The sequence below is a fragment of the Spirosoma pomorum genome (assembly GCF_054776615.1).
On sequence record NZ_BAAHBP010000029.1, the window covers coordinates 171,259 to 194,611 of the forward strand.

At 53.3% G+C, this 23,353-nt stretch carries 25 protein-coding genes; 13 read left to right on the plus strand and 12 right to left on the minus strand.

Annotation, left to right across the window (positions count from 1 at the left end; genetic code table 11):
- Positions 1 to 183: 183 nt before the first annotated feature.
- A complete protein-coding gene (locus ACYVAD_RS18205) occupies positions 184 to 762 on the plus strand; it encodes a Crp/Fnr family transcriptional regulator (RefSeq protein ID WP_461140947.1) in 579 nt (192 codons plus the stop codon).
- A 10-nt stretch (positions 763 to 772) separates the two neighbouring features.
- On the opposite strand, the gene ACYVAD_RS18210 is transcribed toward ACYVAD_RS18205, so the two are convergent.
- The 7 genes from ACYVAD_RS18210 to ACYVAD_RS18240 form a co-directional block, all read right to left on the minus strand.
- Complete coding sequence (locus tag ACYVAD_RS18210; protein ID WP_461140948.1) at positions 773 to 1,669, minus strand: LysR substrate-binding domain-containing protein; 897 nt, start codon at positions 1,667 to 1,669, stop codon at positions 773 to 775.
- 143 nt (positions 1,670 to 1,812) lie between these two features.
- The gene (locus ACYVAD_RS18215) at positions 1,813 to 2,850 is read right to left on the minus strand and encodes a sodium:calcium antiporter (RefSeq protein ID WP_461140949.1); all 1,038 of its coding nucleotides are present in this window, start codon (positions 2,848 to 2,850) and stop codon (positions 1,813 to 1,815) included.
- Between the two features lie 289 nt (positions 2,851 to 3,139).
- Entirely contained in the window at positions 3,140 to 3,784 is a 645-nt protein-coding gene (locus ACYVAD_RS18220; RefSeq protein ID WP_461140950.1) for an NAD(P)-dependent oxidoreductase, read from the minus strand.
- 62 nt (positions 3,785 to 3,846) lie between these two features.
- Complete coding sequence (locus ACYVAD_RS18225) at positions 3,847 to 4,254, minus strand: Rrf2 family transcriptional regulator (RefSeq protein WP_461140951.1); 408 nt, start codon at positions 4,252 to 4,254, stop codon at positions 3,847 to 3,849.
- 138 nt (positions 4,255 to 4,392) lie between these two features.
- Positions 4,393 to 5,988 carry a GNAT family N-acetyltransferase gene (locus ACYVAD_RS18230; protein ID WP_461140952.1) on the minus strand — a complete coding sequence of 532 codons (1,596 nt, stop codon included), beginning with the start codon at positions 5,986 to 5,988 and terminating at the stop codon, positions 4,393 to 4,395.
- A gap of 21 nt (positions 5,989 to 6,009) precedes the next feature.
- Positions 6,010 to 6,153, minus strand: a complete 144-nt coding sequence (locus tag ACYVAD_RS18235) for a hypothetical protein (protein ID WP_461140953.1) — start codon at positions 6,151 to 6,153, stop codon at positions 6,010 to 6,012.
- Positions 6,154 to 6,155: 2 nt separating this feature from the next.
- Positions 6,156 to 7,172 (minus strand): threonine aldolase family protein, encoded by a 1,017-nt coding sequence (locus ACYVAD_RS18240; protein WP_461140954.1) that lies wholly within the window; start codon positions 7,170 to 7,172, stop codon positions 6,156 to 6,158.
- Positions 7,173 to 7,428: 256 nt separating this feature from the next.
- Between ACYVAD_RS18240 and ACYVAD_RS18245 the strand changes: the two genes are divergently transcribed.
- Genes ACYVAD_RS18245 through ACYVAD_RS18255 form a run of 3 tightly spaced genes read left to right on the plus strand, consistent with a single transcriptional unit; the run spans position 7,429 to position 9,755 of the window.
- Positions 7,429 to 8,502 carry an OmpA family protein gene (locus ACYVAD_RS18245; protein WP_461140955.1) on the plus strand — a complete coding sequence of 358 codons (1,074 nt, stop codon included), beginning with the start codon at positions 7,429 to 7,431 and terminating at the stop codon, positions 8,500 to 8,502.
- A 21-nt stretch (positions 8,503 to 8,523) separates the two neighbouring features.
- Positions 8,524 to 9,015, plus strand: coding sequence for a hypothetical protein (locus ACYVAD_RS18250; protein ID WP_461140956.1), 492 nt, complete (start codon positions 8,524 to 8,526; stop codon positions 9,013 to 9,015).
- Between the two features lie 35 nt (positions 9,016 to 9,050).
- Complete coding sequence (locus ACYVAD_RS18255) at positions 9,051 to 9,755, plus strand: hypothetical protein (RefSeq protein WP_461140957.1); 705 nt, start codon at positions 9,051 to 9,053, stop codon at positions 9,753 to 9,755.
- Positions 9,756 to 9,820: 65 nt separating this feature from the next.
- Here the strand turns inward: ACYVAD_RS18255 and ACYVAD_RS18260 are convergent, their stop codons facing one another.
- From ACYVAD_RS18260 to ACYVAD_RS18280, 5 genes are all read right to left on the minus strand, one after another.
- On the minus strand, positions 9,821 to 10,573 hold the full coding sequence (locus tag ACYVAD_RS18260; protein WP_461140958.1) for an endonuclease III domain-containing protein: 753 nt from the start codon (positions 10,571 to 10,573) through the stop codon (positions 9,821 to 9,823).
- 85 nt (positions 10,574 to 10,658) lie between these two features.
- Positions 10,659 to 11,585: a helix-turn-helix domain-containing protein gene (locus ACYVAD_RS18265; protein ID WP_461140959.1), complete on the minus strand. Its 927-nt coding sequence runs from the start codon at positions 11,583 to 11,585 to the stop codon at positions 10,659 to 10,661.
- Positions 11,586 to 11,656: 71 nt separating this feature from the next.
- Positions 11,657 to 12,652: an aldo/keto reductase gene (locus tag ACYVAD_RS18270; RefSeq protein ID WP_461140960.1), complete on the minus strand. Its 996-nt coding sequence runs from the start codon at positions 12,650 to 12,652 to the stop codon at positions 11,657 to 11,659.
- 94 nt (positions 12,653 to 12,746) lie between these two features.
- On the minus strand, positions 12,747 to 13,805 hold the full coding sequence (locus tag ACYVAD_RS18275; protein WP_461140961.1) for an aldo/keto reductase: 1,059 nt from the start codon (positions 13,803 to 13,805) through the stop codon (positions 12,747 to 12,749).
- Positions 13,806 to 13,953: 148 nt separating this feature from the next.
- Positions 13,954 to 15,144 carry an MFS transporter gene (locus ACYVAD_RS18280; RefSeq protein WP_461140962.1) on the minus strand — a complete coding sequence of 397 codons (1,191 nt, stop codon included), beginning with the start codon at positions 15,142 to 15,144 and terminating at the stop codon, positions 13,954 to 13,956.
- A 299-nt stretch (positions 15,145 to 15,443) separates the two neighbouring features.
- On the opposite strand from ACYVAD_RS18280, the gene ACYVAD_RS18285 reads away from it, so the two are divergent.
- The 9 genes from ACYVAD_RS18285 (at position 15,444) to ACYVAD_RS18325 (ending at position 23,089) form a co-directional block, all read left to right on the plus strand.
- A complete protein-coding gene (locus tag ACYVAD_RS18285) occupies positions 15,444 to 15,659 on the plus strand; it encodes a hypothetical protein (RefSeq protein ID WP_461140963.1) in 216 nt (71 codons plus the stop codon).
- Positions 15,660 to 15,998: 339 nt separating this feature from the next.
- Complete coding sequence (locus tag ACYVAD_RS18290) at positions 15,999 to 16,877, plus strand: helix-turn-helix domain-containing protein (protein WP_461140964.1); 879 nt, start codon at positions 15,999 to 16,001, stop codon at positions 16,875 to 16,877.
- Positions 16,878 to 16,966: 89 nt separating this feature from the next.
- Positions 16,967 to 17,449, plus strand: a complete 483-nt coding sequence (locus ACYVAD_RS18295) for a cupin domain-containing protein (RefSeq protein WP_461140965.1) — start codon at positions 16,967 to 16,969, stop codon at positions 17,447 to 17,449.
- Positions 17,450 to 17,515: 66 nt separating this feature from the next.
- Positions 17,516 to 17,911 carry a (R)-mandelonitrile lyase gene (locus ACYVAD_RS18300; RefSeq protein WP_461140966.1) on the plus strand — a complete coding sequence of 132 codons (396 nt, stop codon included), beginning with the start codon at positions 17,516 to 17,518 and terminating at the stop codon, positions 17,909 to 17,911.
- Between the two features lie 77 nt (positions 17,912 to 17,988).
- Positions 17,989 to 18,471 (plus strand): cyclophilin-like fold protein, encoded by a 483-nt coding sequence (locus ACYVAD_RS18305; protein WP_461140967.1) that lies wholly within the window; start codon positions 17,989 to 17,991, stop codon positions 18,469 to 18,471.
- Positions 18,472 to 18,482: 11 nt separating this feature from the next.
- On the plus strand, positions 18,483 to 19,058 hold the full coding sequence (locus ACYVAD_RS18310; protein WP_461140968.1) for a DapH/DapD/GlmU-related protein: 576 nt from the start codon (positions 18,483 to 18,485) through the stop codon (positions 19,056 to 19,058).
- A 133-nt stretch (positions 19,059 to 19,191) separates the two neighbouring features.
- Positions 19,192 to 19,827: a (2Fe-2S)-binding protein gene (locus tag ACYVAD_RS18315; RefSeq protein ID WP_461140969.1), complete on the plus strand. Its 636-nt coding sequence runs from the start codon at positions 19,192 to 19,194 to the stop codon at positions 19,825 to 19,827.
- Positions 19,824 to 20,843, plus strand: a complete 1,020-nt coding sequence (locus ACYVAD_RS18320; protein WP_461140970.1) for an FAD binding domain-containing protein — start codon at positions 19,824 to 19,826, stop codon at positions 20,841 to 20,843. Before ACYVAD_RS18315 ends, ACYVAD_RS18320 begins: the two co-directional genes overlap by 4 nt.
- A gap of 2 nt (positions 20,844 to 20,845) precedes the next feature.
- On the plus strand, positions 20,846 to 23,089 hold the full coding sequence (locus tag ACYVAD_RS18325; protein ID WP_461140971.1) for a xanthine dehydrogenase family protein molybdopterin-binding subunit: 2,244 nt from the start codon (positions 20,846 to 20,848) through the stop codon (positions 23,087 to 23,089).
- Positions 23,090 to 23,353 lie beyond the last annotated feature (264 nt).

The window sequence follows — 23,353 nt, forward strand, 5'->3', positions numbered from 1 at the left end:
ACGTAGTTGAGTTATTGATTGCTGACGCAGGTTGATTGACTAATTTCTGGAGGCAAAGTTGTCACTGTAGCAAGCCCCAACGCGAGGACATTTGTCACAAATTGCAATGATGATTGCCTTTAGAGAGACTTCGCACTATACAATGCGTTTCGCTGTTTACGCGACAAACGGTTTAGCCGAACTATGAACCAGCTTGCTCCATACCTGCGCTCAACAGCACAGCTCACCGACGACGACATTTTACGAATACAGGCCTGCGCCACAACACTGACTGTGCGGAAACGCCAGCTGCTGCTGCGTGCCGGCGACGTGTGCCGCCATAAGCTATTTGTGCTCAATGGGTTGTTACGTGTCTACCGGGTCAATAAAGATGGAACGGAATCGGTAATGCGGTTTGCCACCGAGGATCAGTGGGCGATCGACCACGAAAGCTACACGAATGAGACGGCGTCCCACTGTTACGTTGAGGCTCTGGAGGATACTACCCTGATGCTATGGACGAAGGAAACGATGAACGAGCTATTCGCGGCCATGCCTGCGTTTAAAGCGTTTTCCGACAGGTTGAAGGATGAAAGCCACAACAAGAGTCTTCAGCGTATTTTTATCAACATCAGCTATACCGCTGAAGAGAAGTACGACGCGTTCGTAGCCGAACATCCCGCCGTTTTCCGTCGTGTACCATTGCATATGGTGGCTTCGTATCTGGGCGTAACGCGGGAAACGCTAAGCCGGATTCGGCAAAAAAACCACCAGACCCGGTAGCTTGAGATTGTCAACGTCGGTTGTACTGCTGCCGGGCAAAACGCATGAAGGTATCGGCCAGACCTTCGCTAACGCCCTGTAGCTGAATTGAGTAGAAGTCACGCTGAATCGCCAGGCCCGTGACGTCGAGTACGCGTAGAATGCCGTTTTGTAGTTCGTTTTGTACGGCAAAAATGGAAATGAAGGCAATGCTGGCCGAGCTGGTTAGGTACGACTTGATGCCTTCCGTACTGCCCAGTTGCATAGCCAGGTTCAGGTCAGTCAGGCGCAGACCGGCTCCGCGTAGCGCATGTTCAATGACCTCCAACGAACCGGAACCCCGTTCTCGCAGTGCAACGGGGACGGTTTTTAGTTCGGCAAGCGTAATCTCATCGCGCCCGGCGAGCGGATGATCGGCCCGGCAGACCAGCACCAGCTCATCTTTGACAAAAGGTGTATAGCGAATATCGCTGTGGTGCGTGCGTCCTTCAACCAGTCCCAGGTCAATATCATTGTTGAGTAACGCCTGCTCGATCTGATCGGTATTGCCACTTAGGAGTGACAGGCTCACCTCCGGCGAATGCTCCTGAAACCGCGCCAGCACCGCCGGAATGACGTATTGTGCAATCGTCGAACTAGCCCCCAATCGTAGCCGTCCACCGGGCTGGCCCTTTAAGGCATTCAGGTCGAATTCGATCTGTCGGTACACCCCCATGATTGTTTCGGCGTGACGTAATAATACGTTCCCCGCCGTCGTCAGGCTGATCTGGTTCCCCCGCCGGTCAAACAGCGCCATGCCTAACTGACTCTCCAGCTCCTGAATGTGCTTGGTTATGGCGGGCTGCGTCACAAACAATTCGGCGGCTGCTTTGGTAAAGCTCAATCGCTTGGCGACGGTATAAAAAACGGTCAGGCGAAAGTCGAACATAGGGTGTATTGTCGTTACGGAGTTTTTTTCGCTAGTCAATTCGTCGTCCGATAACTTTCATTTAGCCGAATCGGAGATCGATTGAGATAACAAAGATGGGCATTATTGCCCTTAGGAAGATGGGGACTGCTTCGGCTCTTACGTCACGTGGCCGAAATGGCAAACAACCCAACGGCGCCGATGAGATAAATAATCAGCACGATGAACGAGTCGAGACCCATGCGTGCGATCTGGTGTTTGGGCCGGAATAGTGCGCCGTACAGATAGGGAATGGTGACCAGTATACCCAGTCCGGTCAGATAGATATTACTCTTCTGAGCCGTGGGGAGTACCGGTTTGCCCGAAATGACGGTTGCCAGTACCAGTAGTACGGGTAGAAACGCGTTACCGCCGAAAATATCGCTGATGGCCAGGGTGTAATCTTTGTTTTTAATGGAGGCCAGACCCGTCGAAACTTCGGGTAGGGAAGTGGCTGCTGCCAGTATAGTTGCTCCGAAAATAACGCCGTCCATACCCAGCTGTTTCGACATGGCATCACCACTTTCTTCCAGGGCAACACCCCCGGCTAGCGTTGCCAAAGCCGCTATGCCGAAGATCAGGAATGACTTACCCGCGTTACGTTCGGTAGCGGCCGACGGCTGTTTTTTTGGAGGAGGTGCTGGCCGCGTGGTCTGCCAGGCTAAGCCTTTGTGCGCTTTACTAATAAGCCAGACTCCAGCTACCCACGTGCCCAGTAAGAGCACGCTGTCAGGCGTAAGGCGAGCAAACACGAGATCACCGGGTAACTGATGACCCATTACCACAAGCGTGAGCATGGTAATGACGAGCGCCCCTTCCAGGACTGGAATCAACGACGTCTGCTTCGCGGTAAGCGTATCCTGCTTGCCTACCCCGAATGCATCGAGTAAAACCAGCACGACGGTTTGTAGAGCGATACCGCCCAAAATGTTGCCCACTGCCAGTTCGACCTTGTTGCTCCGGGCCGCGCTGATTGTAATGGCTATTTCGGGTAGGTTTGTAACGATAGCCAGGACAATAGTACCACCCAGCGCTTCGCCTAGGTTGAACCGCTTGTCGAGCGCGTCGGTCGTGTTGGACAGCGCAATGCCTGCTTTCCAAACAACGGCAGCCGCTACGCTAAAAATTAGTAGTAATACCGGAAGCGATAAAGAAGTAAACATCAACCAACCTGCTGTTGTCAAACCGATCGACCAATAGGGGAGGTCTAGTCCTACAACTATTTAAGAAAGAACATGGCGGGTTACAGGTTGTTTGAAACGGATTTCGGTTCGGCAAAGGGCCATCAATCACATAGATGGGCGATTGTGCGCAACAAACGTAAATTGTGTCTACTGGCTGAATAGATAGCTCAGTCTTAATGTAATGACGAGTGAATTACGGTTTTTTAAATTACTAATCCCCGTTCGACTTGATGAATTGCGAACGGGGATTAGTGAGCGCGACAGCCAATTAATAGCCTAACGTAAAGCGCTTCTGGATGAATTGAGGTTGCTCGATTTCGTCCAGTACGGCCACCGCCAGATCATTTACCGAAATACTGCTTTCGCCTTTGTCGTTGAAAACCGGTTGATCGGTGCCCAGGCGGAATGTACCCGTACGGTCGCCGGGTTGCAGCATAATTGCTGGACTCAGGAAGGTCCAGTCCAACGTCGTGTTCTGACGTAGGCTGGTCAGATAATCACGAGCTGATGTTGCTCCCGTTTTCCAATCCGCCGGGAACTGGGGGGTATCTACCAGTTGTACGCCCGGTGCTACTTCCAGGCTACCGGCGCCACCCACCACCAATAAGCGCTTTACCCCCGACTTCTCGGTGGCCGCTTCAATTGCTTTCGAGTTGTTGAGGAAGTCATCGTAGAGATTCGGGTTTGTCCAGCCAGCGTTGTAGGCGCTCAGTACGGCGTCGTGGCCAGCCAGCGCGGCCGCGAGTTCGTCTGTGTTCGAGGCATCAACTGCCTTTGTGGTTAGCTTATCGTTGGTCGTCGTGATCTTTTCGGGATGCCGGGCAAGAGCTGTTACGTCGTGACCACGTTCTAAGGCCTCGGTGACCAGGGCCGAACCAACAAATCCAGATGCTCCAATAATGGCAAGTTTCATAGTTTGATTGTGTTTAGTAAGTGAAATTTGTAATAAAATTTATTACAGTTATAGGCAAAAAATTAATCGAACTGTCGGTAAAAATCAGCGAGCGTTGTGCTACCCAGTTGGTTCAACAAAGCTTGTTCTGCTTCTGAGTACAGTGAATTCAGGTGTTGGTTAATTTGCCGCCCAACGGGGCAGTTTGGATTAGGCGAGTTTCGGGTCTTTCCCAGAAAAGCGCCTTCGTGGGTAGCGCGAAAGACATCCGACAACAGAATCTGTCCGGCCTGTTTCGCCAGTGTGCTGCCGCCGTTTTTACCTTCCCGGCTGATAACCAGGCCGCGTTTGCGCAGGTTGCTGAGCTCCTTACGAACCAGCACCGGATTGATATTGATGCTCCCCGCCAGATAATCGGACGAAAGCCATGCGCCGTCGGCCTGGGTGAGCAGTGTCAAAATGTGCAGCGATATGGCAAAGCGTCCGTCCATAACTGTAATTTATAATGTTACAGTTATGGACGGAAAAGGGTTCGCTAACTCCTACTATTTTTGAAACTTCAGGGTGACAGTCGAGGATAAAACAGAAAAACCGGCACTGGCCGGTTTTTCTGTTTTCAAAAAATAAGCCTAGTCAGACACCACAATCACCGGCGCTACCTGTTCCGGGCTGTTGTCCGGATCGGCTTTGCGCTCGGCGGCTTTGCGGGCCATTTTCTTCACTTTTACGTCGTAGAGATCCGTCCGGCGATCTTTCAGCACCTGGACAGACCCCTGCTCGTGCAGCTCTTTCAGAAGGCTCAGGTCAACGTCGGCAATCAGTACCATTTCCGTGTTGGTCGTCGCTTCGGCTTTAACGGCGTTCGTTGGAAACTGAAAGTCGGAGGGGGTAAATACCGCCGACTGCGCGTAGTTGATGTCCATATTCTGCACGCGGGGCAGATTCCCAACGCAACCAGAGATCGCTACGTAACACTCGTTTTCGATAGCCCGGGCCTGCGCACAAAGCCGTACCCGCGAGTAGCCATTCTGAGTATCCGTCAGGAACGGCACGAACAGAATCTGCATACCCTGCTGTGCCAGAATCCGGCCCAGTTCAGGGAATTCCACGTCATAGCAAATCACCATACCGACCTTACCACAGTCGGTGTCGAACGCCCGAATCTCGTTGCCACCCACCATACCGTAGTGTTTGACCTCGTTCGGCGTGATGTGAATCTTGCGGTACTCTTCCCAGGAACCATCCCGGCGGCAGAGGTACGCTACGTTATAAAGCCGCCCATCGTCGTCGACCAGTGGCATCGAGCCCCCCACAATGTTTACGTTATAAGAAATGGCCAGTTCGCAGAGTTTTTCGCGTACGGGGACGGTGTAGTCGGCCAATTTCCGGATCGCAACCGGCTCCGGCAGATCATTGAAATCGGCCATGAGGGGCGTATTGAAAAACTCGGGCAGCACCATGAAGTCCGCCCGGTAGTCGCTCACGGCGTTGACATAAAACTCAACCTGGTCCAGAAACGCGGTTAAGTTTTTGAACAGACGCATCTGCCACTGAATAACCCCGATCCGAATAATGGAGTCGGTATGAGGCTTCTTGTCTTTTTCGTCAACGTAATAAATATTGATCCATTCGAGGAGCGTGGCAAACTCTTTCGACTCTGTATCACCGGGCAGATAGCCCCGCAGGACTTTCCGGACGTGGAAATCGTTAGAGAGCTGAAACGTCAGTGTTGGATCATAAATTTCTTTCTGTTTCACCTTAGCAATATACTCGCGGGGTGTCAGCTCATCGGCGTATTTGCTGTAATTCGGAATGCGGCCTCCCGCCAAAATACCCTTTAGGTTTAGCTGCTCACACACCTCTTTCCGAGCGTCATACAGTCGCCGTCCCAGGCGCAGGTCGCGGTACTCCGGGTGGACGAATACTTCGATACCGTACATGTAATCGCCTTCGTCGCTATGCGTTTTGAAGGTATAATTGCCGGTAATCTGGGCGTACGTATGGTTATCGCCGAAGTCGCTGTATTTGACCCGGATCGACAGCGCACAAGCCACCACTTTACCGTCTACCTCCACGCAGAACTGGCCTTCGGGGAAAATATTGAGCAGTTTGATAATGTTACTCTTCTGCCAATAGTCTCCGCCAATGACGCTATATACTTCAATCATGGCCTCTTTGAGGTCATGGTAATCTTCCTTCTGTAAAGGTCTGGTCTGTATATGCATACGTTAATTCTTTGCTTTTCGCTACTGGTTGTGATGGATAAATAGAAACGCGGCCCCCACGCCAACACATGCAATCATTCCTTTCATGGCAATCCCCGGGATAATGAACGTAAAACCAAGGGGTAGGTAAGCGGAGGATTGAGCTAGTGGTTTGGGTGATTCCATAACTAGGGAATAAGCAACGTAGCGAGCTGATCAACGTGTTCGTCAGTCAGGTCCAGGTGCGTCACAAAACGTACTTGGTGTTTACCGAACGCAACACTGCGAATGCCCATCGTCTCCAGTTTACTAACGTAATCCGTTGCCAGGATGGTTTCGGGAAGCTGGAAAATGACAATGTTCGTGTCAATCGGTAGAATCGAGTTAACGTCGGGCACTTGTTCCAGAATCTGCCCAATTTTACGGGCCCGGGCGTGATCGATTTTTAGTCGGTCGACATGGTGATCCAGTGCGTAGATACCCGCTGCTGCCAGAAAGCCCGCCTGCCGCCAGCCCCCGCCCATGAGTTTGCGAAACCGGCGCGCCTGACGAATGAAATCGGCTTTGCCCAGCAGCAGCGATCCTACCGGGCAACCCAGCCCTTTGGACAGACAAATGCTGATGGAATGGAACAGTTGTCCGTACGCTTCGGTTGGCTCGCCCGTCTCGACTAGGGCGTTAAACAGCCGCGCCCCGTCGAGGTGCAGAATCAGACCGTTTTCGTCGCACACCTGCCGAATGGCCGCAATTTCGGGGACGGTATAATAGCATCCACCCCCTTTGTTGACGGTATTTTCAATGACCACCAGGCGAGACAGGGGTTTGTGCGGGTCCGTTGGATTGTAGATATAGTCCCGGATCAGTTCCGGGGTCAACTTGCCTCGTTCGCCTTTGGGCAAACTGACGGATGCCAGGGCGTTTACGGATATACCACCGCCTTCGTATTGGTAGACGTGGGAGAGGTAATCGCAGATAACATCGTCGCCGGGGCGGCAGTGGGTTCGGATGGCGAGCTGGTTGGTCATGGTGCCCGACGCACAGAACAGGGCCGCTTCCATGCCGAATAGAGCGGCTGCCTTGGCTTCGAGGGCATTGACGGTTGGGTCATCGCCCAGCACGTCGTCGCCCAGGTCGGCCCGGAACATGGCCTCGCGCATGGCGGGCGTGGGTTGCGTAACAGTATCGCTGCGGAGGTCAATAAGCATACGTTGTCTGGTGAGAGCGGCTCACTGTTTTCATGAGGTTGTATTGGCAGGCAAGTTAACAACCTTACGTTGGCTTCCGGGCGATGTTCGTTCACTTTACGCCGTTTTTATGAACGAATCACCGCGTATCGACAAGTCGGTAAACTTGCATTTCACGGCAGCTACTGTAATTTTGGCCAACCTTCCCGGCCAAATCGGGTTCGTTTCGGTAACTGTTCAGTACGCTCATCGCCCGTTCCTAAATTCTGCCTAGGTCATGCTCGCTCATAAAACTCCCTGGATTGTTTTACTCGTAGTCTGGATCGCCGGGGCGACTTGGTGGCATACCTGTAAAATCAAACAACTCTGTGTGGATACCGAAGCACCCACGGCAACAATCGATACGGCACCGGACGAGTCGGTACGAATTCCACCGTTGCTTATCAGTGACGGCACCCGGTTTCAACTCGACCTGCCGGGGAATTTCAGCTTTGGGCAGTCGGACGCCAACGCCACGATGAATACGCTGATGGGCTCGCTGGATTCACTGACGGCTTACCTCAAAGCCAATCCAGGCCGGACACTGACCATTACGGGCTATTACCTGGGCGGAGAAAAGAATACAACGCCACTAGCCAATCTGGGTTTGGCGCGGGCGGAGGCCATTAAGCAATACTTAGTTCAACAGGGCGTTGCGACTAAAACGCTGACTACTGTAGGGGTGATTGCCGATGAATCGCAGCCGGGTATTATTACGATGACGCCCAAAGGTGATTCGCTCTACGGGGGGCTGGCCTTTACGTTCGGCGGAAGCGAACCCGTTGTCGCCCCGGTAGCGCCTACCGATACCGTGTTAACGGATCTGACCGTCGCGGAAGCCGAGAAACCAAAGAAGGAAACCGAGAAGGAGGCAAAACCCGAACCAACTCCGGAGCCAGTGGCGGAGAAACCCGTTACCGGACCTATTCCAAAAACTGAAGAAGGGTTGGCGGCTGCCGAAAAATACACGTCGGTCTTTACACCACTCAGCCTGTATTTTCCGCTGAATGAGGCCAATTACATCAATACCGCCGAGACAAAGAAGTTTTTCAAAGAAGCTTCGGCGTATCTAAAAAAACACAAGAACAAGAAACTGGCGGTTACCGGGTATACCGATAACGCTGGGCCCAGCGACGTAAACCTGCGTTTGTCGCGCGAACGGGCCAACAGCGTAAAACAGAAACTGCGTCAGTCCGGCATTCGGACCGACCAGATTACGGTCGTGGCCAAAGGCGAAAAAGATCCTAAATACCCAAACGACACCCGCGAAGGGCGTAAAGCCAACCGACGGGTATCGGTAGTTGTCCAGTAGAAGCCGCTAATACGTAACGTCATGTTTGATTTAAACCCGCTCAATCTGCCCGAAGCACCCATGCAGCATCTCGCTATGATCGTGGTGGCAGTGGTGCTAGGATTCATTATTGGATTCATTTCACAACGCCAGACGATTCACCAACTGGAAGTAGAACGCGACCGGGTGGACGCTGATATAACCGACTGGCAGAATCGCCCGGTACGAGTTGCCAATACGTCGGATGACGAAGAAACCAATACATTGAACCGGATTGCGGTACGGGCACAGGCGCTGGACTTGGATCGGATCGGTCGGGCCACGTCCCATGAGGCCGACGACTTAAAGCGGATTTCGGGAGTTGGACCGTTTCTGGAAAAGAAACTGAACGCGGCTGGAATTTATACCTTCGCGCAAATTGCCCGGTTCACGTCAGCCGACGAAGACCTGGTCAATGATATCATCGAGTTTTTTCCCGGTCGGATTGCCCGCGACCGTTGGGTGAGCCAGGCGACTGAGTTGGCTAGAAAGTAAACGGACGTATAAAACTATTCTTGATCTGCCCTATTATGACTGCAATGGACCCGCTTAATCCCATCACGGCAATTCTGGAAATGGCTGTACTGCTGACGCTGGCTGCGCTCATTGGCTGGTTGCTGGGGCGATGGCTGTTTTCGGGGCAAATACGGTCACTCCGTAGTACTGTTGCGAATAAAAAGCAGGAACTAGCCGCCTACCGTCAGGGAAATACTGCTGCGGGTATCATTGCGGGTTCCGGGGCAGCCGCCGTGCAGCCTGACGTAACCACTACGTTTGTACCCGCCGATCCACTGCAACCAGCATTGAGTCATTCTGATACGCCAGCTATGATCGATGCGGACGATGCCCCAATGATCAATAGTGAGCCGCCTATCGGGGCGGCTGTATCTCCAGTGTCGCCCGTTGCCCGCCCCTCGGCTCCTGGTGAGGCTTCGGAACTGATTGTACTCGACCGGATCGAAGCCCGCGCCGGTGAATTAAACTTCGACCGGATTGGCCGGGCAACGCCCACCGATGCCGATGATCTGAAAGACATTGTTGGTGTAGGGCCGTTTCTGGAACGTAAGCTACATCGGCTAGGTATCTACACGTTCCGGCAGGTGGCTAACTTCTCCAAAGAGGACGCCCGGCAGATCAACGAAATTATCGAGTTCTTTCCCGGCCGGATCGAAGGCGACAAGTGGGTGGAGCAGGCAAAACAACTCCACGAACACAAATACGGGGCGGGGTTGTAGTCTACACCTTTTGGCCCTTTTCTGTCATGGCTCCGGCCACCCGGCCGACCCATAACAGAAAAGTCCTACCGCGCTTTAGCCCGGCTTGGGGTGCTGCTGAGCGTTAGTTTACCGCCCGACTGGTAAAACGTACACATATCGTTCAGGACGCATTCGCTGCATTTGGGATAATACCAGGTGCATGTTCGCTGGCCATGCCAGTAGAAGTGCTTGTGGAAGTTGAACAGCACGAGTGGGTCGGCGGGTAGGTAAGACAATAACTGGCCGTGCGCTTTTTCGGCGCTTACCTTTGGACCAATCAACCCCAGCCGTTGCGTAACCCGGTGAACGTGCGTATCAACCGGCAGAACGGGCTTCTGAAAATTAAACAGCAGGAGTAACGTCGCCGTTTTGAGGCCAATACCCGGCAGATCCGTCAGCCACTTCATCGCATCTTCGGTCGAGAGATCGCGTAAAAAATCGATATTGGCCGCACCCGTCTCCCGAAACAGATGCGTCAGCAAGTTCTGAATGTAAGGTGCTTTAGTCTCCGGATAGTTGGCCGTCTTGATTGCGTCGATCAGCTCGGCGAGGGGTGCGTCACGAACCTGTTCCCAGGTTGGAAACCGCTCCCGCATGGTACGATATGCCGTCACCTCGTTGGCGTGGGTCGTCCGGTGCGATAGAATGGTACCAATCAACTCGTGCATGGGGTCCGCCCGACCGTAAACAGCCTGAATACCGTACAGCGCATTGAGTCGCTCGTGGGCTTCCAGGGTTCGGGCGGCCGGGTCCTGGCTGGCAGCCAGATCGGTCCAAGGGTCAGGGGGGAGTGTCATCAATCAGAAACGTTGAGCGTTTCTGGGAAACCCTACTTCCCAAAGAATGTTAACCAAGACCCGAAAATGTGTCGCTATTACCTCATTACTGCATTGATAAACGAAAGGCGGCTGGCGTTAGGCCCGTCTTATTTTTAAACAGCCGGGTGAAGTATTGGGGATACTCAAAGCCCAGTTGGTAAGCGGTTTCGTTGATAGACAGTGAGGTAGTTAACAGCAATTGCTTGGCTTTGTCGATCAACGCCTGGTGAATGTGTTGCTGCGTGTTTTGCCCGGTCAGGGTACGTAACATATCACTCAAATAAGCTGGCGATACGTTCAGTGCATCGGCAAAATGCTGCACGGTCGGCAAGGGGTGTTCTGTTGTGTCGGATGATGGCGCGAAGTAAGCAACCAATAACTGCTCGAACCGACTCAACAAATCATGCTCCGCCGTGCGCCGGGTCAGAAACTGGCGGTGGTAGAACCGGTCAGCGTACGTTAGCAAGACATCAAGCTGGGAAACGAGCACATCCTGACTGAAGGCATCGACGGGCTGGTTGCTTTCTTCGCGTAGATTGGCGATTAAACCCGCTAGCACACTTTCTTCCCGCGCCGAAACATGCAACGCTTCGTTGATGCGATACGAGAAAAAGCCGTAATTCAGAATCCGCTCCCGTAATGGATGCTTAAGCAAAAGATCCGGATGAATAATCAGCATCCAGCCTTCCATGGCCGAAACATCCATATTGGCGGATGCCCAGCAAAGTTGTCTCGGCGCGATAAACGACATGACGCCCTCGCTGAAATCATACGTTTGGTGGCCGTACTGAATCTGGCCGCCTTTTATGTTTTTCTTTAGCGATACCAGGTACATTTCCTGCATGACCGGCGTTGTCGCACGTTCCCAGTCACGTGACTGCGAGAGGTCGACCAAGGCCAGCAGCGGGTGGGCCGGGGCCGGTAACCCGTAAAACCGGGTGTATTCCGATACCGTATGCAGAACGGGTAAATCGCGAGCGGAAGATTTCATGGTAGTGCTGAAATACGTTACGTTGATGCTGTAAAAAGCGGGTGGTTTGGTCTAAACCACCCGCCTGTTCCTTAAAATCCTTCGGGGTAAGCTGCGCCTACTGCACTACCAACGGGAAGAATGGCTTCCAATTCAGTTCGCTCGTCGGCGCTCAACGTAATGCTGGCTGCCGCTACGTTTGCTTCCAGGTATTTGCGACGTTTCGTACCCGGAATGGCGACAACGTCCTGCGCCAGCACCCACGCGAGGGCTAGTTGAGCCGCCGAAACCCCTTTCGTATCGGCTAACGCTTGAAGCTTTTCCACGAGTGCCAGGTTCTTATAAAAATTCTCACCCTGATAACGCGGGAAGAACCGACGCGAATCGTCTGGTTCGAAATCGTCCGGTGTTTTGATTTCGCCCGACAAAAAGCCCCGGCCCAGTGGCGAATAACCAACGAAACCGATGCCCAGTTCGCGGGTTGCCTGTAAAACGCCCGTTTCTTCCACGCCCCGGTCAAACAGGGAATACTCCGTTTGCAGTGCCGTAATTGGGTGGACGGCGTGCGCCCGGCGTAATACGTCGGCCGAGACTTCGGATAAGCCGACGTACCGGACTTTGCCTTCTTCCACAAAGCGGCTCATCGCACCGACCGAATCCTCAATCGGTACGGTCGGGTCCATCCGGTGCAGGTAATACAGATCGATGTAATCGGTGCCCAGGTTTCGCAGCGAGCGCTCAATCGACTTGCGGGCATAATCCGGGTGGCCGTTCAGCTTACCCGTAAAGGTTTCGCTGTCATCGACCTCAAAACCGAATTTAGTGGCCAGAATCACCTGATCACGTTTACCCGCAATGGCCTTGCCCACCAGCCGTTCATTTTTCATAGGGCCGTACAGGTCGGCGGTGTCCAGCAGATTGATGCCCAGTTCCAGCGCCCGGTGAATCGTCGCCAGACTTTCCGTTTCGTCAGCCTCCCCGTACACCGACATACCGTTGACCCCGCCCGTCATGCCCATGCAACCCAGTCCTTCGATGGGCACTTCCAGTCCCTGACTACCCAGGGCTACTCGTTTGATCGTGTTCATACGTTGTTGAGAATTAATAATCTTCAGAACAAAGGTCGTAACACGGTCAGCGGGTGGGATTATACAAACCGACGGTTCTGCAATACAAAACGAACTAGCGCTGTGACTGCCAGTTCTGGACCGTAGTGCCGCCGAAAATGGATTTGTTCATTCCGGACGTGAAAATCGGGTAGGGGAAGGCGGGTTCGAGCGCGCTGGCTTCGTCTAACGTTCGTACCTGTTCGGGCGAAAGCTGAATGGCCAGCGAAGCCAGATTATCGTGTAACTGATCCAGTTTGCTGGCCCCCAAGATAAGCGACGTAATGCCAGGCTGCGCCGAGGCCCAGGCCAGTGCTACCTGAGCCAGCGGGTAATTAGCCTGGCCGGCTACTGTTTGCAAAGCGTCAAGAATACGCCAGTTTCGGTCGGTGAATTTTTGATTGCCAAATGGATTTGCTCCACTGAGACGACCTTCTCCGGACGCGCCTTCTTGCTCCCGTTTGTATTTACCGGCCAGGAAGCCAGCTGCCAGCGGACTCCAGGGCGTAACGCCAAGACCACACTCCCGAGCAGCAGGCAGGTGCTCCCGCTCAATGCTACGCTCAACAAGCGAGTATTCTAGCTGCATGGCAATAGGGCCCGGTACGTTATGAACCGATGCCAGCGTGGCCGCCTTGGCCGCGTACCAGGCGGGAATATCCGAAAAACCGAAGTATCGAATCTTGCCGGCCCGAACCAGGTCGCCGAGCGTCTGCAAAACTTCTTCGATCGGGGTAACCATATCCCAGACATGCATCCAGTACAGATCGACATAATCTGTTTTTAACCGACGTAACGACTTGTCCAGCGCCTGGTAGATGTGTTTACGTCCGTTACCGCCCGCGTGGGGGTTCCCCGGCTGCGTGTTGAAACTGAATTTGGTAGCCAACACAAGCTGGTCGCGTAGATTGCGTTCGACAATATACTGGCCTACCAGCTCTTCGCTGTGGCCCTGCGCATACACATCGGCGGTATCGATGAAATTACCACCGGCATCCACATAGGCGTTGAAAATATCGCGGGAAACATCGTCGGATGAGCCCCAGCGAGGGGTGCCAAACGTCATGGTGCCCAGGCAAAGCGGACTAACAACCAGACCAGAGCGGCCAAGCGTGCGAAAATCGGAGAGTGTCATAACGAACTGTTGTTTAATGGTAACGAATTGAATAGACAAAGGTCTAGAACTAGCATTCGTTCGACTTATACAAACTGCCGTTTCTACAATACAAAACGAGGAGCTTCGTAATAATGGAAGCCGATTTTCGGGCGATTCGTTATGACGCTTAGTCGAATCGTTTTACTCGGTAAACCAGCGCAACGACAACCAGCAGCAAGGCTAGGAAGCCCAGCGCGGTGGACAGAGAAAATTGTTGGGCGATAAAACCCAGCAAAGCGGGTCCCGTTAATAGGCCCGTGTAACCAATGGTTGTAATGGCCGACAGACTAACGGTCGGCGCAACACCGGGTAGTTTTCCGGCTGCGCTAAAAAACACGGGTACAATATTCGCTGCCCCAAAGCCCAGCAGCACAAAACCGAGCAGTGCGCCGTACACCCAGGGACTCAGGATCGCGATTAACAAACCCACGGCCCCCAGTAAACTGCCACCCACTACGACGGTTCTGCTGTTCAGGCGGTCTACCAGTTTGTCGCCAACGAGCCGCATTATTGCCATGGCGACGGAAAAAGCGGCATAACCCAGCCCGGCAAGCTCCGGCTCAATTCCTTTTACGTCCCGCAGAAAGATGGCGCTCCAGTCGAGAACGGCTCCTTCGGCCAGGAAAATGGCAAAACACATCAGACCCAGAAACAGAACGCTGCTTTGTAGCCAACCGAATCGCTGCCTGTCTTGCGTTGGTTGCTCCGCTACGATTGAAAATCTGGCCGCCACTTGCCGCTCTGTATCAACCGAAAACAAGTACCGGTACTGGGTGAGTGCAATTAGGATCATCAGCGCGGCAATACTGCTGATGGCATAGAATGGATTAAGACCCAGTTTGATCAAAAAGCCTAGCCCGAGGGAGCCGACCAAGCCGCCCACGCTGAATAGACCGTGCAGGGACGACATGATGGGTTTATCGTATAAGTTCTGCACCTGTACGCCGTGGGCGTTCATGGCTACGTCAACTGCGCCAACCCCCGAACCAAAGACAAACAGAGCCACCGCCATAGGGACGGTAGACGAAAGAAGCAGCAACAATGGCAGCATAAGCGCCATAATAAGTACGGCACCAGCCATAATGATGCGGCTCCCGAAACGACTAACCAGCCAGCCTGAGGTAGGCATCATCAGCATGGCCCCCGCGCCCAGCATCAGTAATAATAAGCCTAGATCCGCGTCGTTCAGGGCGAGCCGATCTTTCGCGTAAGGAACCATAGGCGCCCAGCTGGCCATGCCCAGACCGCAAACAAAAAAAATCAGTTGGGTGGCCAGGCGCGCCTTCGATGCGTTGATTGGTGACGTTGCTATTTCCATGCTGTAAATAGGTTGAGCGCCAAAAAGCAGCGATGTGGATGGGAGCTTCTGGACTCGAACCTGGATAGTTTTGAAGCAAACGTACCCAGTTTGGCTTACTTAGCGAAGCCTGCTTTGGGGAAAGCCTCCTTTTTTTTGAAAATCGCTTGACAATTAATTTATTGCTCACTTACTTTGAATAACAAAGTGCTTTAAGTATTCAGAGCTCTATCAAACGAAAAACCATGATCACTCAGAATAAACGACTCGCTATCATCTTATTCGCAGTCCCTCTCTTATTACTTGTTCCTTTCACTGCTATGCAGTTTACGCATGAAGTGAATTGGTCGCTGTTTGACTTTGTCGTTGCTGGCTTTCTGCTGTTGGGTACGGGAGTCCTGTGCGAAGTTGCATTGAGATATATCCGGAAAGTACAGTATCGAACGATTATTTTAATCGCTATTCTATTGGTATTCGCGCTTGTCTGGATCGAGCTGGCCGTTGGTATTTTTGGGTCGCCACTGGCCGGAAGTTGAACCGGAAAACAGCCTCAAGATGGTGGGTGTACCAAACACGTTATCTTGAGGCTGTTCGACTAGTCAAGTACGTCTGATAAACTAGTTTAGATTATTTTCTTGCTTGACCAACCCCTAAATTCCTCGAAGGACAGGGCTACTAAAAGCTGATTGTCTACACCCCCCGCCCCCTGAAGGGGGAGAAGATTGCACGCAAATTTCTCCCCCTTCAGGGGGCGATTCGTTTTAATATAAAGTAAGTTCAATATAGTACTTAGTAAGAATCAAGGTAAAGCACCGCACAAGTAGTTCCGGAAGTTAAATAGGGCAAGAGCATATTTGAATTTCTTAACTTTGCGCATGGCAAGTCAGGAAATACGTTCGGTGTCTGCGTTTAATAGTGAGCTAAAGTTGAAAGGCTTCAATGTGTTCCAGATCGAATCCGACAGCAACGCCACCCGTAGTTACAGCCGGAAGGATTTCTACAAAATCTGTCTGACCACCGGTAACAGCATTATCCACTACGCTGACCGGAGTTTCGAGGTCAGCGATACGGTTCTGTTCTTCGGCAACCCCCACGTTCCATATTCCTGGGAAACGCTGTCGACCAGCTACGTAGGGTACACCTGCCTGTTTTCCGAGGAGTTTATGAAACTGTCGGACCGTTCGGAAAGCCTGCAAAACTCTCCTTTATTCAAGCTTAGCGGCACGCCCATCTTCACTATTAGTCCGCAGCAGCGGGCCTTCCTCAACACGATTTTTCAGAAGATGATTGAGGAACAGCAGACCAGCTATTCGTATAAGGATGAGTTGATTCGCAATTACATTCAGTTGATTATTCACGAAGCGCTGAAGCTCGAACCGGCCCGAAACGTCGACCACCACACGAACGCGGCTTCTCGCCTGACCGCCGTTTTTCTCGAATTATTGGAACGGCAGTTTCCGATCGAGACCGTCGACCGTCCGTTGCAACTGACCACGGCACAACAGTACGCGGGCAATCTCAACGTCCACGTTAATTACCTGAACCGGGCTGTCAACGAGGTGACCGGTAAATCGACCACGGCTCACATTGCCGAACGAGTTTTAGCCGAGGCCAAAGCGCTGCTGCAGCATACCGACTGGAACGTTGCCGATATTGCGTACGCTCTGGGCTTTGCCTATCCGTCCTATTTCAACAACTTCTTCAAAAAATTCACCGGTACCAACCCCAAAAGCTTCCGCCTGGCGGAGGTTTGAAATGTATAAGTATCCGTTTGAATACTGTTAATTAGTCTACCCTTCCCGGCTGTAGTTTTGTTATTGACTATACCCGGAAGGCAATGACTATGAAATTATTCGTAACAACCGCCCACCTGCTGCTGCTTTTTGGTCTGACCATTAGCGGATGCTCCGAGTCATCCTCGGAAAAAGATGTGAGTCAGGGAACGTTTCCCAAAGGTGAGTTAGGCCCTGCTAAGAACTTTACCGGGAAAGCCTGGAATACGAGTCTGGTCCCCGATGATTCGACATACAACACGGTGCTGGGCAATGTGTATTTCGAGCCGGGTGCCCGGAGTAACTGGCATACGCATCCGGCCGGTCAGATTTTAATTATCACCGATGGCGTTGGCTATCACCAGATTAAAGGGCAGCTAAAACAGGTGTTGCACAAGGGTGATGTCGTAAAGTGCCCGCCGAATGTATTACACTGGCACGGTGCCAGCCCCGACATGGGTATGCAACAGATGTACATTATTCCGAATACAGAAAAAGGTATTGTTCGATGGATGCAGCCGGTAACGGATGAAGAGTACAACGGTACTGAATAACACCGTTGATACGGGCGCAATACACGAGGAGTAGCAACGTAACTTTTCTAAACAGAAAAACAGCCAATGAACATCGTAAAGAATGGATCGCAGCCTTCTGCGAAAGGAAATGCCGACTGGTTTACCGGTAGTGTACGATTAGATCCCCTGTTCGCCAAAAAAGACGTAACAAAAGCGGCAGGTGCCCTGGTCACGTTCGAACCGGGTGCCCGAACCGCCTGGCATACGCACCCGGCGGGACAGACCTTGGTTGTTGTCTCCGGCCTGGGCTGGGTTCAGAAAGAAGGGGGACCCATTGAAGAAATTAAACCCGGCGATGTGGTCTGGTTCGAACCCAACGAAAAGCACTGGCATGGCGCATCCCCCGACAAAGCGATGAGCCACATTGCCATTCAGGAAGAACTGAACGGTGAAGTGGTAACCTGGATGGAAAAAGTGAGCGACGAACAATACGTAAAATAAAGGACTGTAAACGAGGCCAGTACGTCCGTTTGCCTTATTGTTTCTGCTCGTCAGACGCCAGCCAGATCATGGAAGGTATGAAACACGCACATGGGTTCTTATTACCACTGCTACTGGTGTTTATAACTACGATAGCCTGCACATCAGCCAATCCGATGCCCGTAAAAACACCAAACAGTGTCGACGGTGCCAGCTCGACCGACACAAGCAGCAAACGACTGCTCATCCGGGTAGGTCAGCGCACGTTTACGACAACGTTGCAGAATAACGCAACCACGACTGCGTTCAAAGCCCGACTACCGCTGACGCTTTCGATGCGGGAGCTGAACGGGAACGAGAAATATGGTGAACTTACGACCAGCCTCCCTACCAACGCGGCCAACCCCGGCACGATCCAGGCGGGTGATCTGATGCTGTACGGTTCCAGTACGCTGGTGGTGTTTTATGAGTCGTTTCGTACGTCCTACAGCTATACGCGGCTTGGGCGAATCGATAACCCGGCAGGGCTGGCAACGGCGCTGGGTGCAGGGAACGTAACGGTAACGTTTGAACTCGAGTAACGAAGACGGAAATGAGTGATCAAATCAACGAAGAGGCTGTTCTTCAGCGGTTACGGACGGGTGAGCCATTTCGCAAGGATGACCCGCTGTACGCTCAGTTTGGTGCCATAGTCGCCCGTAGCATCCGGCGCTGCGTCGAGATGAATGCGCAGGCCACCGAGCTCGATCAGGTACGGAGCCGACTCAGCGAGATTATCGGCGCGGAGATTGACCCATCGACGACCATCTTCCCGCCCTTCCATACCAACTTCGGGCGGTTCATCCGGCTGGGGAAAAACGTCTTCATCAACCACGCCTGCTCGTTTCTCGACATCGGCGGCATCACGATTGAAGACGACGTACAGATTGGCCCACACGTTAACCTGACGTCCGAAAACCATCCGCTCGACCCCGCCGACCGTAAAACACTGCTTCTTCAACCTATTGTGATTAAACGGAACGCCTGGATTGGTGCTGGCGCGACTATTCTACCGGGCGTTACTGTCGGGGAGAATGCTGTTGTTGCCGCTGGGGCCGTCGTGAGTCGGGATGTTCCCGATAACGTAGTCGTGGCGGGTGTTCCGGCGAAGGTTGTCAAGGCATTGTAGTCGATCGCGTATTTAGGCTAACAGATCGCTAGAGTTACCAGGGCAAATTGGTTGCATGCCGTAACCGATCTGTTCAACAATTCGTTACAACTATAGACTACTCTGACTAATCGTTTGGTACAAACTCAACACTATGACTGATCATCAACACCCTGACGAATCAGCGGAAAACTCGGGCGCATCACGCCGGGATTTTCTGAAGCAGTCGTCGATCATGGCGGCTTTCGCCATGACGCCCCCGGCCGCCGTGACAGCTGTCGAGAAGGGGCTACACGAAACAATAGCAACCCGCTTTGAACAGATGCCGCTCCGGGTTACAATCAACGGTACGGCCCAGCAGTTGAACATCGAACCCCGCGTTACGCTGCTTGACCTGCTCCGCGAACAGCTCAACCTGACCGGCACCAAAAAAGGCTGCGATCACGGTCAGTGTGGCGCCTGTACGGTCCACGTCGACGGTACGCGGGTGAACGCCTGTCTGACGCTGGCGATGACCACCGAAGGCTGCAAAGTGACGACCATCGAAGGTCTGGCCGACGGCGACAACTTGCACCCGATGCAGGAAGCCTTCATCAAGCACGATGGCTTCCAGTGTGGCTATTGTACCCCCGGTCAAATCATGTCGGCGGTAGCCTGCATCCGCGAGGGGCATGCCGACAATCCCGACGAAATTCGGGAGTACATGAGCGGCAACATTTGCCGGTGTGGCGCGTATTTCAACATTGTCGACGCGATTATGGACGTAAAACAGGGAGGACAAAAGGTATGAATCCGTTTCAATTTACGCGGGTTACGACCCCTAAAGCCGCGATTTCGGCAGTTACTAAAGAGAGCGGCACCTACTTTCTGGCGGGTGGCACCAACCTCATCGACCTGATGAAGCGGGAAGTCATCGTCCCGGAACGCCTTGTCGACATCAACAAGCTACCGCTGGCCACGATTGAGAAAACGGCGACTGGTCTGCGGATCGGCGCGATAGCGAAAAACTCGACCGTAGCCGAGCATGAGTTGGTCAAGAAAAACTTTCCGTTGCTGTCGCAGGCGCTGAACGCGGGTGCATCAGCCCAGTTGCGGAACATGGCAACGGTAGGTGGCAACATGATGCAGCGCACCCGTTGCTCGTATTTCTACGATAATTCGATGCCCTGTAACAAGCGCAGCCCTGTGCAGGCGGGCCCCGAAAAAGGACAGCCCAACGGCCCGACGGGCTGCGGAGCGATCGGTGGTTACAACCGGATGCACGCCATCTTTGGTACAAGTGAAAAGTGCATCGCCGTACATCCCAGTGATATGTGTATCGCCCTTGTCGCGCTGGACGCGACGGTGAACGTATCGGGGCCTAAAGGCGACCGCAAAATCCCTTTCGTTGACTTTCACCGCCTGCCGGGCGACGCACCACAGAAAGACAACACGCTGCAACCCGGTGAACTGATTATGTCGATCGACCTGCCTACGAACGATTTTGCCAAAAACTCGCACTACCTCAAAGTGCGTGATCGGGCGTCGTACGCCTTTGCGTTGATCTCGGTCGGTGTGGGTGTCGACATGAAAGGTAAAACAATCCAGAACGTTCGGCTGGCGATGGGTGGTGTGGCGCACAAACCTTGGCGGCTGACCGAGGCTGAGCAGTTCCTCAAAGGTAAACCGGCTACGGAGGCCAACTTCAAGCAGGCAGCTATGCTGGCGATGAAGGGTGCCAAAGGATATGGCGAAAACGACTTCAAGCTGACGCTGGCCCCCAACTCGATTGTGGAAGCATTGAAAACCGCCACTAAAACCGCCTGACCATGACGAAAGACACGAAAAACCCGCCCATCGACCGGGTCGACGGGCGGATGAAGGTGACCGGCGGGGCCAAATACTTCGCTGAATTCACCATGCCCAGCATGACCTATTGCGTCATCGTTGGCAGCGACATTGCCAAAGGTTCAATCGCAAGCATCGACACCAAAAAGGCGGAGAACGCGCCGGGTGTCGTTGGTGTGTTTACGCATCAGAATATGCCTCCGATTCCCGGCTGGGATGCCCCGGCGCAGGGAAATGGCAACGGACCCCCACCGGGCCCACCGTCGGGTGGTGAGAAATACCGGATTCTGCATACGAAGGAGATCTTGTTCGACGGACAACCCATTGCGATGGTCATAGCCGATACCTTCGAGCGGGCCACCTACGCGGCTTCACTGGTCAAAGCGACGTATAATAAGCAAGCACCCAAGACAGATCTGGCGAAGAATCTGGAGAAGGGCGTTACGCCCAAAGGCGAACGCTTTGCCGATTACGTACGGGGTACTGCTGACGGCTACAAAACGGCCCCGGTAACGCTGGAAGCTAATTATACCATTCCGATTGAGGTGCATAACCCCATGGAAATGCACGGCATTCTGGCCAACTGGGAAGGTGACGACAAGCTGATGATTTACGCCAAAACGCAGGGCGTAAAAGCAACGCAGCGGGCCATGGCGCAGGCGTTCAAGATCAATCCCGACAACATTCACGTCCATACTGAATTCATGGGCGGGGGATTCGGTATGGCCTTGCGCACATGGCCACAGGAAACCGCCGTCGTCGCCATTTCGCGTAAGATTAACCGGCCGGTGAAACTGGTTATGACGCGTTCGCAGATGTTTACGCTGGTGGGACACCGCCCCCGCACGGTGCAGACGATTAACATAGGTGCCGACGCGAATGGCAAGCTGGTTGGTATTGCGCACGCGGCCACCGGCGAAACGGCCAGCTACGAGGACTTTACGGAGGGTACCGTCAGCATGACGAAGTTTATGTACGACTGCCCCAACGTGAGTACGCGCTACAAAATCGTCCCGCTCGACCGGGGTGTACCGATCTGGATGCGCGGACCGGGCGAGGCAACGGGGGCTTTCGCGCTCGAATCGGCCATGGACGAGATGGCCCACAAGCTGAACCTCGATCCGATTGAGTTCCGCCTGCGCAATTATACCGAAACCGACCCCGAACACAATCGGCCTTATTCAGATAAAAACCTGAAGGAAGCGTACCAGAAAGGGGCCGACGCCATCGGCTGGAATAAACGCAGCAATCAACCCGCCAGTAATCGCGACGGCGAATGGCTCGTTGGCTACGGCATGAGTTCGGGTACGTTCAACGCCAGCCGTGGACAGGCAACGGCCCGCGCCATCCTGAACGCTGACGGATCGCTGACGGTACAGTGTGGCGTCACCGACATCGGACCGGGCTCGGGCACGGCAATGGCCATGATCGCCCACAACGTACTGGGCGTTCCCGTCGACCGCATCAAGGTCGACTATGGCGATACGTCGCTGCCTAACGCGCCCATGCAGGGCGGCTCAACCATCACATCGACGGTTGGCTCGGCGGTCTATGACGTCTGTACGGCGGTCAAAAATACGCTGGCCGATATGGCGACAAAGTCCGGCTCTCCGCTCGCCGGCAGCAAAGCCGACGACCTGACCCTTGCCGACGGCATGCTTTACGTAGAGGCCGATCGCAATAAGAAGGTCGCCGTCGCCGATTTGATGCGCAGCAACAACCTGACAACGATCGACAAAACGCAGCAGTCGAAGGGCGGGGGTGAACAGGAAAAATATTCGATGTACTCATTCTCGGTGCATTTCGTGCAGGTTCGCGTTCACCCCGTAACGGGCGTCGTTCGCGTATCGAAAGCGGTAAGCGTAGCCGACTCAGGCCGGATCGTTAGCCCGAAAACGGCAGCTAGTCAGATGATCGGGGGCGTAGCCGGTGGTATCGGCATGGCCCTGACCGAAGAAGCTGTCATTGATCATCGCTTTGGCCGTTACGTCAACAATAACCTCGCTGACTACCACGTGGCTGTTAGCGCTGATGTACCGCATACCGAAACCATCGTCATCGACAAACCTGATCCTTACATCAACCCGATGGGTGCGAAAGGGATGGGCGAGATTGCTCTTATCGGCTTTGCCGCTGCGGTTTCCAACGCCGTCTTCAACGCCACCGGTCAGCGCATCCGCGACCTGCCCATCACCCCTGACAAAGTAATGCAGAAACTGGCGTAAGCCACTACGCTTCAATTTTACTCCGCTGTAGCTATCTTTACGAGGGTAGGTGCAGCGGAGTTATTATTTATTCCGAGCCTGCGAGGAATGAAGAAAGACAAGTAACTCTGAGATAATGTTTAGATTATTTATTAACCCCTAAATCCCCTGAATGGGACTTGGCTCACACGTAGACAAAGTCCCCTTCAGGGGATTTAGGGGTTGATTTGGTTTAAGCTAAAGTGTTTTCGATCAAGCATTTAAGCTGTACTACTTTCTCAGACC